12 protein-coding genes are annotated in these 13958 nt (G+C 58.4%); 5 read left to right on the forward strand and 7 right to left on the reverse strand.

Going from position 1 to position 13958, the window contains the following annotated elements; all coding sequences use genetic code 11:
• Positions 1-297: 297 nt before the first annotated feature.
• The 4 genes from AC6I1V_RS06045 (at position 298) to AC6I1V_RS06060 (ending at position 4854) form a co-directional block, all read left to right on the forward strand.
• Complete coding sequence (locus AC6I1V_RS06045) at positions 298-843, forward strand: DUF305 domain-containing protein (RefSeq protein WP_486853820.1); 546 nt, start codon at positions 298-300, stop codon at positions 841-843.
• A 200-nt stretch (positions 844-1043) separates the two neighbouring features.
• On the forward strand, positions 1044-1877 hold the full coding sequence (locus AC6I1V_RS06050; protein WP_302553538.1) for an EamA family transporter: 834 nt from the start codon (positions 1044-1046) through the stop codon (positions 1875-1877).
• Between the two features lie 887 nt (positions 1878-2764).
• Complete coding sequence (locus AC6I1V_RS06055) at positions 2765-3340, forward strand: manganese efflux pump MntP (RefSeq protein WP_308771361.1); 576 nt, start codon at positions 2765-2767, stop codon at positions 3338-3340.
• 59 nt (positions 3341-3399) lie between these two features.
• Positions 3400-4854, forward strand: a complete 1455-nt coding sequence (locus tag AC6I1V_RS06060) for a cation diffusion facilitator family transporter (RefSeq protein WP_302554127.1) — start codon at positions 3400-3402, stop codon at positions 4852-4854.
• A 344-nt stretch (positions 4855-5198) separates the two neighbouring features.
• Here AC6I1V_RS06060 and secF read toward each other — a convergent pair whose 3' ends face one another.
• The 7 genes from secF to metA all read right to left on the reverse strand — a co-directional run bounded on the left by secF (position 5199) and on the right by metA (position 12453).
• Entirely contained in the window at positions 5199-6305 is a 1107-nt protein-coding gene (secF, locus tag AC6I1V_RS06065; protein WP_302554128.1) for a protein translocase subunit SecF, read from the reverse strand.
• A gap of 176 nt (positions 6306-6481) precedes the next feature.
• Positions 6482-8068, reverse strand: a complete 1587-nt coding sequence (secD, locus tag AC6I1V_RS06070) for a protein translocase subunit SecD (RefSeq protein WP_302554129.1) — start codon at positions 8066-8068, stop codon at positions 6482-6484.
• 196 nt (positions 8069-8264) lie between these two features.
• A complete protein-coding gene (gene yajC / locus AC6I1V_RS06075; RefSeq protein ID WP_302554130.1) occupies positions 8265-8606 on the reverse strand; it encodes a preprotein translocase subunit YajC in 342 nt (113 codons plus the stop codon).
• Between the two features lie 128 nt (positions 8607-8734).
• Complete coding sequence (locus tag AC6I1V_RS06080; protein ID WP_486853819.1) at positions 8735-9334, reverse strand: hypothetical protein; 600 nt, start codon at positions 9332-9334, stop codon at positions 8735-8737.
• Positions 9335-9345: 11 nt separating this feature from the next.
• Entirely contained in the window at positions 9346-9852 is a 507-nt protein-coding gene (locus AC6I1V_RS06085) for an RrF2 family transcriptional regulator (protein WP_479859011.1), read from the reverse strand.
• Between the two features lie 36 nt (positions 9853-9888).
• A complete protein-coding gene (locus AC6I1V_RS06090) occupies positions 9889-11166 on the reverse strand; it encodes an O-acetylhomoserine aminocarboxypropyltransferase/cysteine synthase family protein (protein WP_486853818.1) in 1278 nt (425 codons plus the stop codon).
• Positions 11167-11523: 357 nt separating this feature from the next.
• Complete coding sequence (metA, locus tag AC6I1V_RS06095) at positions 11524-12453, reverse strand: homoserine O-acetyltransferase MetA (RefSeq protein WP_302554134.1); 930 nt, start codon at positions 12451-12453, stop codon at positions 11524-11526.
• A 228-nt stretch (positions 12454-12681) separates the two neighbouring features.
• Between metA and AC6I1V_RS06100 the strand changes: the two genes are divergently transcribed.
• On the forward strand, positions 12682-13506 hold the full coding sequence (locus AC6I1V_RS06100; RefSeq protein WP_486853817.1) for an ABC transporter substrate-binding protein: 825 nt from the start codon (positions 12682-12684) through the stop codon (positions 13504-13506).
• Positions 13507-13958: the final 452 nt, after the last annotated feature.

Here is a 13958-nt window from a genome sequence, read left to right on the forward strand (position 1 = left end):
TGACTCTCTAAAAAATCTAGTTTGAATTTCAGCCAATTGAAATAATGCCTTTATTGCAAAAGTGAATATCTCCCCTCCCCCAAGCTCTTGCCCCTATCGGCCCTCCAGTTCCAAGGAAGGCCGGAATCCGCCGCCGCAATCTTGGGCCCCCCCCCGGTCAGGCGTCGAGACGCATACGGACGGGCCCACAAAAAATAGTTACATCCCATACCGGGTTGCCGGTATGCTCCAGAGGGGTACCCATTGTGGGGCCCGCCGCGGCGCTCCGCGGCCCACATCCTATCTGGAGAAAAAACTATGCGTATCGCCTCGTTGACCGTCCTTGCGCTTATTGCGGCGTTTGTATTTTCCGCCCTGCCCGTTCGGGCCGCAATGGATCACGGCTCCGACGCCGTCCACTATTCGGATCGCGCCTTCCTTTCCGGCATGATCGCGCACCATGAGGGAGCGGTGGATATGGCCAAAGTCTTCCTTGCAACCCCCAAAAAAGATCAGAACCCCCAAGTTACGGCATGGGCTGACGATGTGATCAAGGTGCAGGAAAAAGAAATCGCCGAAATGAAGGAACTTCTGAAGCCTCTCGGCGGCATCGAAGAGTCCGCCTATACGCCCATGAAGAAGGCCATGCAGCACATGCTCGAAGAGGGCAAGGATCTCGGCGCGAACATGCGTTTTGTGGAGCTCATGCTGCCGCACCATGCGATGGCGCTGGAAATGTCCGTCCCCGCCCTCCTCGGCTCCAACAACCCGCAGATCCTCAACCTCGCTGAGGGCATCATTATCAGCCAAGCCAAGGAAATGCGCCAGTTCAAGGCGTGGATAGCCGAACATCACAAGAAATAATTTCACATACGAAGATTTATTTCAAAAACGAATCTTCCCCGTTTCCCCCAAACAAAAAAATCGGCACGGAAACGTCACACGGCAACCGGCTAAAACCACAGCATAAAGACGCTTGCATACCTGCCAGCAAAAGAAAAAGGCCGGTGTACAAGCGTCTTTTTTCGCGCTAGCTTCCCGCGAAAAAAAACGGGAGGGGCTTCATGTCTTTCGGAATCATTCTTCTCATACTGCTTGCCGCTTTGCTCCATGCCTCATGGAATGCCGTCATCAAGGGCGGCTCCAACAAACTCTATGAAACGGGGCTCAACTGTTTCGGCGGCGGCGTCGGGGTCTTGTTCATCGTCCCCTTCCTCCCCTTTCCCGCACTGGAAAGCCTCACATTCCTGGCAGGCTCCTGTACCGTCCATATCGCTTACTACCTTTGTATCGCCGCAGCCTACCGCAATGTGGACATGTCGTTCGCCTATACCATCATGCGCGGCACGGCCCCGCTCCTGACATCCGTTTTCATGCTCCTTTCCGGCCATGAAATGCCGCTTGCCGGGTGGCTCGGCATCCTGTGCCTGTGCGCCGGCGTCCTTACCCTGACCCGCGACAACATCAAAAACGGCAAGTTCAACATCAGCGGCGCTCTGGCCGCCGTAGGAACCGCCATCGTGATCATGGGCTACACCCTTTTCGACGGCTACGGCGCCCGGGCCAGCGGGAACCCCATCAGTTACGTGTGCTGGCTCTACGTCATCAACACCTTCCCCATCAATATCATCCTGCTGCTGAAACAGCGCAAAACCTACATCCCCTATTTCTGCAAACGCTGGAAACACGGGCTTTTCGGCGGCCTGTGCAGCCTCGGTTCCTACGGCGTGGCCCTTTGGGCCATGACCAAGGCCCCCATAGCGATGGTCGCGGCCCTGCGTGAAACATCCGTCATTTTCGGCATGCTCCTCGCCGTATTTTTCCTTGGCGAAAAATTCTCCACCGTCAAGCTCCTTGCCGTCATCCTCGTTGCTGTCGGCATCTTCTTCATGCATTAAAACGATGGCTGTGTCCTAGGCCGTGTCGTCATTTGAATATAACTATTTGAAATTATTTAAAACAATCTTTCTACAACTTAAAAAAACAGTTACATAGTTTCAATAGATTATATCTAATTGACGACACGACCTAGAAAGCGGTTGATGCTTTTTTCCTTGAAGTTCCAACGGAATAACCAGCGAAATGCCTTAACTATGAATTCCGCCAAGGGGAAAACCGAATAAAAAGGCTGTATTTTCACCATACCGTGGAGATGAAAAACACATGCTATGACAGCTCCAAACGTATTCCCCCCCCATAAAGGAACCCCAACCAGCGTATCGAAGGCTTTGCCACAAAAAGGCTCAACCCCCTTCCTTACATTTTCAAACAGCCATCCAATAAGATGCCCCAATCATGGCGCCCGCTGACAGAAAAATTAAGGAAAAAGCCTCCCCACCATGCCTAGGCATGAAACCTGCGACGCCCGGAACTTGGCGATGGACGCCCCTCCCATACCCTAGGCCGTGTCGCCAATCAGATATAATCTATTGAAATTATGTAACCATTTTTCAAATCACCAAAAATTATTTAAATAATTTCAAATAGTTATATTTAAACAAGACATACCCTAACGACAACGCCGCCTCCCCTGTGACGCCCCCCAAAAAAAATTCCACACAACGGGACTCCTGCCGCACGGCCTCCCCACCAGCCGAAAGTCTTTGAAAGGGGAAAGGAGGGGGTTCGGGGGAGGGAAGGGGGAAACTTTCTTCAGAAAGTTTCCCCCTTCCCTCCCCCGACGCCACTTCCCACCACCCCACAAAAGGTTGACAGCAAGAGCCGAAGGCCTCACAACAACCGGATCGGTTTTGACGCCCATAACCTTAACCCCCCACAACACCCTATGAGTTTCCCAGAACTGTTTGCCATTGCCGTTGCACTGGCCATGGATGCTTTCGCCGTGTCAATCTGCACGGGCTGCGCCCTCAAACGGGTGACGGCCATACATTTTTTGCGCCTTTCGCTGACGTTCGGCTTTTTCCAGTTCCTGATGCCCGTAATCGGCTGGACCCTTGGCCTGACCGTGCGCGGCTTCATCGAATCATGGGATCACTGGATCGCCTTCGCGCTGCTGGCATGGATCGGCGGCAACATGATCCGGGGCGGAGGCGACGATTCCGAAGAAGGGGAAAGCTGCTCGGCTGATCCCACCAAGGGACGCAGGCTGTTCATCCTCGCGGTGGCGACCAGCATCGACGCCCTGGCCGTGGGGCTTTCCTTCTCACTCCTCAACATAAGCGTATGGGGGCCGTCCATCCTGATCGGCGTGGTCTGCGCCGTCATCACGGCCCTTGGCCTGCTGGCGGGAAAAGGGCTCGCCCATGCGGACATTTTTGGCCGACGCGCCGAACTTGTGGGCGGCTGCGTCCTTATCGGCATCGGCCTGAAAATCCTTTATGAGCACGGCGTACTGAGCTGACGCCCCAACGCCCTTTCCGCGAACGGCCGCAAGAGCGGCCATTTCCCCGGAGTGTTTTCATGACTACCGCAACCGCGCACCACGAAGCGCATTCCGAAAAACAACACGCGGCCCTCTCATCCCTGTTTTGGGCACTGTTCCTGACGCTCATCAAGCTCGGAGCCGGGCTTGCCACCAACAGCCTCGGCATCCTTTCCGAGGCCCTGCACAGCAGCCTCGACCTTGTAGCCGCGGGCATCACCTTCTTCGCCGTCCGCGTCGCGGCCCGCCCCGCGGACGAAACCCATCCCTACGGCTACGGCAAAATCGAAAACCTTTCCGCGCTGGCGGAAACGGTCCTGCTGCTCGTCACCTGCGGCTGGATCGTACACGAGGCCGTCAACCGGCTCTTCTTCGACGCCCCCGAAATCACCCCGTCATGGTGGGGCGTGGGCATCATCCTCGTTTCCCTGCTCGTGGACGTCAACCGGGCAGCCATGCTCCGCCGCGTCGCCCAAAAGCACAAGAGCCAAGCCCTAGAAGCCGACGCGCTGCATTTCACCACGGACATCTGGTCATCCGGCGTCGTGCTCATCGGGCTGCTTTGCGTCCAAGCCAGCGAATACCTTCCGGCGGACAGCCCCTTCCGGGGCATTTTGCATATGGCGGACGCCATCGCCGCCTTGTTCGTTTCGGGCATCGTCGTCGTTGTGGGCTTCCGGCTCTCCCGACGGGCCGTGACCATGCTGCTCGACGGAGGAGGCAAGGAACATTCCGAGGCATTGGAGCAGGCCCTCGCCAAGCAGCTCCCGCTCTGCCGGGTACGCCGCCTGCGCGTGCGCGAAAGCGGCGCCGACGTGTTTATGGACATCACGGTCGAGGCCCCCGCCACCCTGCGCCTCGACGCCGCGCATGACGTATCCTGCGTGATTGAGGACATCGCGCACGAGATCGTGCCTTCCGCCGATATTACCGTACACGTCGAACCCGCGCAGGAAGAAACGGAAAGCGTATTTCAGCTCGTCCGCACGGTTGCCGCCGCGTATAAGCTTTCCGTCCACAACCTGATCCTTTCCGAACAGAGCGGAGGGCTCCTCGTCTTTCTGCACGTGGAGGCGTCGCCGGATATGACGCTGCGCGAAGCCCACGAATACGTCGTGATGTTTGAGAAAGCCCTCGGCAAGCGCCTCAACACAACCCGCATCGAGACGCACATCGAGCCGGAGGATCGCCTCTGCGCCCAAGAAAAAACCCTGCCCTTCGACGCGGATCTCCATTATGTGCGCGCCGCCGTGGACAGCATCCTCCCGGAATTTCCCATGGTGTCCAATGTGCATGACCTGCGCCTGACGCACATGGGCGGGACGCCGCTGGTCAGCTTCCACTGCATCATCGACGGCGAATTGTCCCTTGCCGCCGCCCACGAGATTGCCACGGATATGGAGCGCCGCCTCCGCACCTGCGCCCCCAAGCTCGACCGCATCCTTATCCACACCGACCCGTCCGCCCTTATCGTCATGCCTGAAGGCAACTAACGGCATGTGCCTTTAAAACGTATAGAAGCAAACGCATAGAACCATTGGGGAGGGAAAGCATTTTGGGGGAAAGGGAAAATGCCCCACACTTTCCCTCCCCGAACCTGCTCAAACGGAGCCCATCCTTTCCAAAAACTTTCGAGCCTATTGTCTCCCCGCCGACTTCCCTAAAAACACAGATTCCCTCTGCGGAAAGGGGAACTGCGGCAAAAAAAAGAGAGGACGCAGAAGCGCCCTCTCTTTTTTCATCCGGGAAAGCAGGAAACAGGATTTTCAGTAAAGCCAAAGCATTGTTGGCCAGAACCCGGAAAAGGAAGCACTTCCCCCTCCGTTCCTCCCAAAACTCACACGACCCCGTGTTCGCCGGGGCGCTCGTATTCCACCTTTTTGCGGGCCACCATATACTGGCGGGTATCGCCGAGCATGAGCAGGATCGGGTTGGAAACGAACACGGAAGAGAAGGTGCCGATGAACACGCCGAGGCTCATGGTCAGCGCGAAGTCGTGGATAGCCCCCCCGCCGAGGATCGTCAGGCTCAGGGCGGCGATCAAGGTCGTCGCCGAGGTCATAATCGTGCGGCCAAGGGTCTGGTTCACGCTCAGGTTGATGATATCGGCCAACGGGGCGGGGTTGTCTTCCGGCTGCTTCTGGAGGTTTTCGCGGATACGGTCATACACGATGATTTTATCGTTGAGCGAATAGCCTACCAAAGTCAGGAGCGCCGCGATGATGTTCAAGTCGATTTCCTTGCCAAGGACGGCCAGCAGCCCCAGCGTGACGAAAACGTCGTACAGCAGGGCGATGATGGCGCCAACGGCATAATTCAACTTGAGTTTCCAAGAAATGATCAGCGTCAGCGCCAGAGCCCCAATAACCCGGTAGACCATGTTCATGCCGAGCAGGCCCATGATGTACATGGCCGTTCCGAGGGCCGCGGCCATAATCACCGCGATCGTCCAGCGCTGTTCAAACCGCCCGGAAATATACACGGTAATCAGCAGAAGCGCAAAATACATGGCTTCAAGGGCCGCGTTCCGCAGATCCGCGCCGACTTTGGGGCCGACCATCTCCAGACGCTGAATGCTTACGGGATTGCCCCCGGAAGTCTCGTCAAGCGCGGAAAGGATGTTTTTGCGTATCTCCTCCCCCGTCAGGTTCGGAGTCGAGAAACGGATCAGATAGTCGCGCCCATCCTCGCCGTACTGCTGAATGGAGAGGCCGGGCAGGTTCAGGCCGACCAACGATTTCTTAATGGTTTCATCAGCTATCGGCTTCTCAAACTGGAGCTGGACGGCGGCGCCGCCGGCAAAGTCCACGCCGTACCGCAGGCCGCCATGCATAAAGAACGCCACCAGCCCCGCGATAAGGAGCACCGCGGACAGGGCGTAGGCGTAATACCGCAGACCTATAAAATCTATTTTCGTCTGCTCACTGAATATCTGCAAACTCATACCAGAACTCCTGTATCTCTTAAAAACTGTGGATACATCCGAGGGAAGCGCCCCCGCCGGAGGCGAGGCGGCGGGTAAACGGGGCCACCCGCCGCAACGCGGCGCGGCTTCTGCCGAAAACGACGCCCTCCGGCAGCATGCCCCTTTGAAAAATGGAACTTTTCAAAAAATCCGCCCTAGATGCTGAGCTTCTTCCCGTCGTTTCCACCAAGCCACAGCCCGAACGCCGTGCGCGAAACAAAAATAGCCGTAAACATCGAAGCCACGATACCGAGGCTCAGGGTTACGGCGAACCCCCGCACGGGGCCGGTGCCGAACTGATAGAGAAAAGCGGCGGCAATGATGGTAGTCAGGTTAGAGTCCACAATGGAAACGGTGGCGCGATCAAAACCTACGGCCACGGCCTCAAGCGGTTTCAGGCCTTGCCGTATCTCTTCGCGGATACGTTCAAAAATGAGCACGTTGGCGTCCACGGCCATGCCGATGGTCAGCACGATGCCCGCAATGCCCGGCAGGGTCAGGGTCGCGCCGAACGCGGCCAGCCCAGCCATGAGCATGGTGATGGTAAAGACCAGCATGACGTCGGCCAGCAACCCGGCCATCCCGTAGTACAACGGCATCACAACCATGACGGCGATGCCGCCCACCACAGCGGCCAAAATGCCGCTCTCGATGGATTCCTTCCCAAGGGAGGGGCCAACCGTACGCTCTTCAAGCACGGTCACGGGCGCGGGAAGCGAGCCCGCGCGCAGCACGATGGCGAGATCCTGCGCCTCGTTGGGCGTGAAGCTGCCGGTGATGCTCGCCTTGCCGCCGCCGATGCGGCTCTGGATGGTGGGGGCGCTGTGCACCTTGCCGTCGAGCACGATGGCCATACGCTTATGGATGTGCTCCCCGGTAATGCGCTCAAACATGGCCGCGCCGCGCGAGTTGAAGGAAAGGCCGACGCTCGGCTTGTTGTCGCGGTTGTCGAAGGTGGGACGGGCATCAGCCACGTCCTCGCCGGTCATGAGGGGTTCCTTGTCCAGCGCGATCATGCTTTCGGAAGTGGAGCCGTCAGGACGGACGGTCACCATGGGGAACAGGGCCACACCGGGAGGCAGGATCCCCTGCGGGTTCACGTCGTCGCGCACAAGGTGGAACGTCAATTGGGCGGTTTGGCCCACAAGCTGGATGGCGCGCTTGGAATCGGTCAGGCCGGGCAACTGGATCTGGATGCGGAAATCGGCCTGCTTGCGGATATCCGGCTCGGCGACGCCGAACTGGTCGATACGGTTGCGGATGGTGCGGACAGCCTGATCAAGGGCCATTTCCTCGATCTTCGCTTTGGCGGCAGGCGTAAAGGCCGCCGTAAAACGCAGCCCCCCACCTTCCACCTGCGTGGGCGAATCAACGGCAAGCTGCGAAAAATCCTTGGAGAGCAGCTCTTCAAGCTCGTTCCGCTGCTCGGCCCTGGGCAGCAAAAATTCAAGACGGCCGTCCGGGGTCAGACGCGAGCGCAGGACGGTAATCCCCTTTTCGGAAGCCTGAGCGCGCAGCTCCTGCCCGGTCAGCGAAAGGGAATTGCTTACGGCCTTGTCCACTTCCACGCCAAGGGTCAGGTGCATCCCGCCCTTCAAGTCAAGCCCGAGGCTTATCCGCGCGTCCGGCAGCAGATTGCCCAAAGACGATCCGCCGACACCCGGCAGGCTCGGCAACACATAGGCGATGCTGGCCAACAGAACCAGCAACGAGACGACTATCCGCCAACTCAACGATTTCATGGTGTTCCCCTGAGAGCATCAGATTCGGCCCATCCGCCCGCCCCCCGGCCGGATCTGCACTGTCGTTATGCGTACGGCCCCTGTTTTCCCCGATGGGGCCATACGGCGCGGAACGCTCCGCGCATAAAATGAAGAAAGGCAGACATACGCCCGCCGGGATCGACGGAGCGCATGCCTGCCGGCAAAGCAAAAGAACCTATTTCTCTTCCTTCACGGCCTTGGAACGGAGATCCATCACGCTCACGACATAGGCGCGGCCGACGCTGACCGTGGTGCTGCCGAGATCAAGGGAAAGGATGTCGCCGTCGATGTCCACGATACGGCCCACGAGGCCGCCGGTGGTCAGAACCTGATCACCCTTCTTCAGGGCTTCCAGCATGGCTTTATGCTGCTTGGCGCGTTTCTGCTGGGGACGGATGAGCAGGAAATAGAAGATGGCGAGCATGGCGATAAGAGGAACAAACTGCATGAGGGCGTCAGCGCCGCCAGCCTGACCGGCACCGGCCGTACCCATCGCATGAGCAACAGAAGCAAACATGAGGCCTCCTGAGGCAAAAAGGGGTTAAAGACAAGCGAAAAGGCCCATAATTACGGCTAGGGCCACGAAATCCATATACTATAGCGTCTATTCAAGCTTGGCAAGTACGGAAATCCGCACAGCGCAAGCTATTCGGGCCTGTCGGACACCGTTTTTTCAAACGCCCCCGACTTCCAGACATAACGCACGGACTTGCCCACAGGCACATCGACGAGGCCCGCAGGCCCCCAGAAGAGCGGGCGCGCGTCCAGCCCGTCATCTTCAAGGCAGAACATGAACGCCGGAGACACATCCGCCGCGAGCCGCTGCCCCGGATCCAAAAAATCGGAAAGCTGCGGATCGTCCGGAGGGTTGGCCGGCACGAACCCACCGGTGGCGTCTTCCTGCCAGAGCTCAAGGGCACACATGGCGCCCCCGTCCGTCCCCAATGCAGCAAGCAGCCTATCCCCTCCCCGGAAGACACGCAGCCCCACCCGCGTTTCGCCAAAAGGCCGCGATACCAGCACGAGGCGATCGGCGTCGAACCGCTCCACCTCCCAAAATTCGCTCTCCCCCTGTTCGATCAGCCGGAGCTTTTCCTCTTCGGAAAGGCCCTCCGGCGTGTTTTCAAACAGGGTGATCGGCAACTGGGCAAAAATATCCAGCGCCGTCAGCCCCCTCGCCTGCACCGACTGCGCCGACAACAAGAGACAGGCCGAGCACAGCAGCATCCAGAATCCGTCTTTCATTTTCCGCTCCGTCATGCCTTCCCGCCGCCCTCCGGCAGCGTCCGATGCCGCGCATGAAAGCACGCCGGGCCATCCATGTCCACAGGAAAAACGCCTTTTCCCGCTTTCATGACCCGTTCCCGCTCGACAAAACGGGCAAGCGTCATGCCCTTGAGGAATACCCGCATGTGCTCATCCAGATCCCTCCAAAACCACCGCGTGGGGCAGGCGCCTTCCCGTTCACAGCTTTTTGCCCCGTGCAGGCACTCCACCGGGGAGATGTGCCCTTCCAGATGCTCAAACACTTCGTCCATACAAATGGCGTCCGGGGATTTCGCAAGCGCATAGCCTCCCTTGGCCCCGCGGGCGGAACGCAAAATGCCCGCAGGCCGCAAGACGCGGACGATCTGTTCGAGATACTTGACGGAAACGCCTTCCTCGCGGGCGATTTCCGCCAACTGCACACAGGAACCCGCAGGCCGTGCCGCCAAATTGATCAAAAAGCGGAGCCCGTATCGGGTGCGAGTCGAATAACGCATGCTTTCCCCCTCAAAGACCACACCCTCCGGCCCGGCTCAGATCTCCCTGAGAGCCTGATCGAGATCCTCAAGAATGTCGTCGATGTGTTCGATACCGATGGACAACCTGATCAGTTCCGGCGGCAGCCCCGCGTCACGCTGCTGTTCCTCGCTGAGCTGCGCGTGGCTTGTGCTTGCGGGATGGAGCGCAAGGCTCTTGGCATCGCCCACGTTGGCAAGATGCGAAAAAAGGCCGAGTTTTTCGATGAACCGCTGGCCAGCAGCCTGCCCGCCCCGGATCCCGAAAACGACCATGCCCCCGAACCCATTGCGCAGCATACGGCAAGCCACCGCATGGGCGGGATCGTCGGGCAGCCCCGGATAGCGAACCCACGCCACTTTCGGGTGCCGCTTGAGATGGCAGGCGACCTCAAGCGCATTGGCGCAGTGCCGCTCCATGCGCAGCGGCAGGGTCTCCAGCCCCTGCAAGATCATCCACGCATTGTCAGGCGAAATGCAGGCACCGAGGTTCCGCAGGGGAACCAGCCGCATCCGCGTGATGAACGGCGGATACCCCTCCGGCAGATCATACCCCCATCGCAGGCAATGGTAGCTGGCATCCGGCTCGGCGTACAGAGAGAAACGGCTGTCCCTCCAGTTGAAGGTGCCGCCGTCCACGACGATGCCGCCGAGAGCCGTACCGTGCCCACCAAGCCATTTCGTCAATGAATGCACTACAATATCGGCGCCATGCTCAAGGGGGCGAAACAGGTACGGCGTGGCGAAGGTCGCGTCTACAATCAAGGGCAGCCCATGCCGTTTGGCGATGGCGGACACCGCATCCAGATCCACGACGTCCAGCGCGGGGTTGCCGATGGCCTCCACGTATAAAGCGCGCGTCCGCCCGTTGACGGCGGCTTCCATCTTGTCAAAATCCTGCGGCTTCACAAACCGAGCGGTGATCCCGAACTGGGGCAGGATGTCGTTGAACAGGGTGAACGTCCCGCCGTACAGGTTGTTTGCCGAGACGATTTCGTCCCCCTGCTTCGCCAGATTGACGATCGCCGAAAAAATGGCGGACGTGCCCGACGCCGAAGCCAACGCCCCGGCGCCACCCTCCAACAGGCTCATGCGTTCTTCCAGCACGGCCTGCGTGGGGTTGCCAAGCCGCCCGTAAACATTGCCCTGTTCGGCAAGGCCAAAGAGCCTGGCGGCGTGCTCCGCATTCTTGAAGAGGTAGCTGCTGGTCCGGTAGACCGGGACTCCCCTCGACAGCGTCGTGGGATCGGGATACTGCCCGCCGTGGACGGCGAGCGTTTCAAAACGGACAGGCATTATCGTCCTCCATACCCGGCATCAAGCCGGAACCGTCGTTTCGGGAAAATCCCCTGAGGCGTCCCGCCGCGGGCTTCCCCGCACATGCCGGACGGCATCCGGCAATGGTACTCCCCATACTCTCTTATGGAGGCTTCCCCCGCACATACCGGGCGGCATCCCCCTTAAAAAAGCTCTCTGCAGCCGTTCCAAACGCCCCGGATGCGTCCCGGCTGAAAGCCGTTTCCCCATCCCGAACCGCCCAGGCCCGGCAACCCTCCGTGCGGCGCTTCCTACCGACCCGGCACACGGGATACGCCGACGCGCCAAGCCTATCCGCGCAGCGCAGCCTGACCATCCCCGTTTTTCCGGCGGCACTTAAACCCTGTCTGCGGGAATATCGTCAAGGCGGTATGGCGTCGCCTGATACACGCAGTAGTTCAGCCAGTTGGAATAGAACAAATGGGCATGGGCCCGCCAACTGACCAGCGGGGGGCGCGTCGCATCGTCTTCGGGGTAATAATGTGCCGGAGGCGCGATTTCCAAGCCCTTGGCCACATCCCGCCGATACTCGGCATCCAGCGTATCCCGGTCGTATTCAAGATGCCCGGTGATGAACATGCTCCGCCCGTCGAGCGTACCGGCCACAAGCACCCCGGCCTCATCCGACTCGGCCAAAATCTCCAGCGAGGGGATCTTGGCGATGTCCTCACTTCGGACTTCGGTATGCCGGGAGTGCGGCGCATGGAACACATCGTCGAACCCCCGGAACAACTGATTCGTAGGATCATTGATGGTATGGCTGAAAATGCCGGAAAGCTTGCGCGGAAGCCCATACTTCGGGATGCCGTAATGATGGTACAGCCCCGCCTGCGCGCCCCAGCATATATATAATGTAGCGTGCACATGCTTTTTCGCATAGTCCATGATGCCGACGAGCTCGTCCCAGTAGTCCACTTCCTCAAAGGCGAGCTGTTCCACCGGCGCACCGGTGATGATCATGCCGTCGAATGAACTGTCGCGCACCTGCGAAAACGTCTTATAAAAACGCTCAAGATGCTGCGGTGCGGTATTTTTGGATTCGTGCCCCTCAGCCCGCAGAAGCGTCACGTTCACCTGCAGGGGCGTATTGCCGAGCAGGCGCAGCAACTGCGTTTCCGTGGCGATCTTGGTCGGCATCAGGTTGACGATGGCGATCTCCAGAGGCCGGATATCCTGACGGTTGGCGCGGCCTTCCGTCATGACAAAAATATTTTCGCCTTCCAGTATCGGGCGGGCAGGCAAATCTTCAGGAATCTTGATAGGCACGGAAAACACTCCTTCGCAGCGATAAAGGTATGGCGACTTTCCTACTCAATTGATATGGATTCTGTCAAGCCGGACAACCGGTTGCCGACTTCCATCCTTTTTCCCGGACTTGGCAGTCCCATTGCACACCCGCCTTGATTTTAGGGGCAAGGCGGAGCATACTCGAAACGATTACGTTCAAATTCGTGACTGCCGTACGGCACAACCTTTTGCAAGGAGCGTTTTTCAATGCGTCTGCTCAGAGCCTTCCTCGTCCTTTCCCTTCTGCTGCTGCCCCAGATGGCCAACGCCGAAACCTTGATGATGGCGACCACCACCAGCACGCAGGATACCGGCCTTCTGGAATACCTCCAGCCCATCTTCAAAAAGGACACGGGCATCGACCTGAAATGGATTTCCGTAGGCACGGGCAAAGCCCTCGCCCACGGCAAGGACTGCGACGTCGACGTGCTGCTTGTGCACGCCCCCGCCCTTGAAGAAAAATTCGTGGCCGACGGCTTCGGCGTAGACCGCCATCAGGTGATGTACAACGATTTCGTGCTGATCGGGCCCGCCGCCGACCCGGCAGGCGTCAAGGGCAAGGACATCCCCGCCGCCCTGAAGACCTTCGCCGAAAAAAAGATCCCCTTTGTGAGCCGCGGCGACAACTCCGGCACGCACAACACCGAAAAGCAGCTCTGGAAAGTCGCCGGCATGGAAGTGCCCGGCAAGGACGCCACATGGTATATTGACGCAGGCCAAGGCATGATGGCCACCATCCGCATCGCCGCCGAAAAAGACGGCTACACCGTGACCGACCGCGGCACCTACATCAAGTACAATGCCGCCGCTCAGGGAAATGCCCCCCTGAAAATCCTCGTCGAAGGCGACAAGGCCCTCCTGAACCAGTACAGCGTCATGATGGTCAACCCCGCCAAGTGCCCCAAGGTCAAGCAGAAGGCCGCCAAGAAGTTCATCAACTGGTGGATCAGCCCCAAAACCCAGAAGGCCATCGCCAATTTCCAGCTTGAAGGCAAACAGCTCTTCTTCCCCAACGCCAAGGCCGGAAACTAAAGACCTTCACCTTTTCGACGATTTTCAAAAAATTCATTTTGAATTTCAAACAATTGAACTGCGGCTTTTTATTACAACGGTGAATGCCCCGGAAAATAGCCTCGATTGATTCCACCTGAGCGGGAATATGGGGAAGGGAGGAAAACCTTCCCAATTAAAGAAAGTTCCCACGCTTTCCCTCCCTTTCCCCCCCGCCAGTACAATCCCCACCTTTCCCCAACGTGCTGACCCTGCCGCAGAATGCGATTGCTTCATCTTCACAGTCTTCGTGAAGATACGGCACAGTCCTTTCCTCCAGCCTTTCCTCCGGTGTACCCCACAACAAAAAATTTAGGCTGTATCATAGAAACGGCTGATACCTTCTTTCTTGAAAGGCCCTGTTACAACATATGGCTGTTTCATCTCCAGAGTATGGCAAAAGTACAGTCTCTTTCTCCAGTTTTTCGTTGGCG

This window comes from Bilophila sp. T19-St14 (assembly GCF_059728385.1).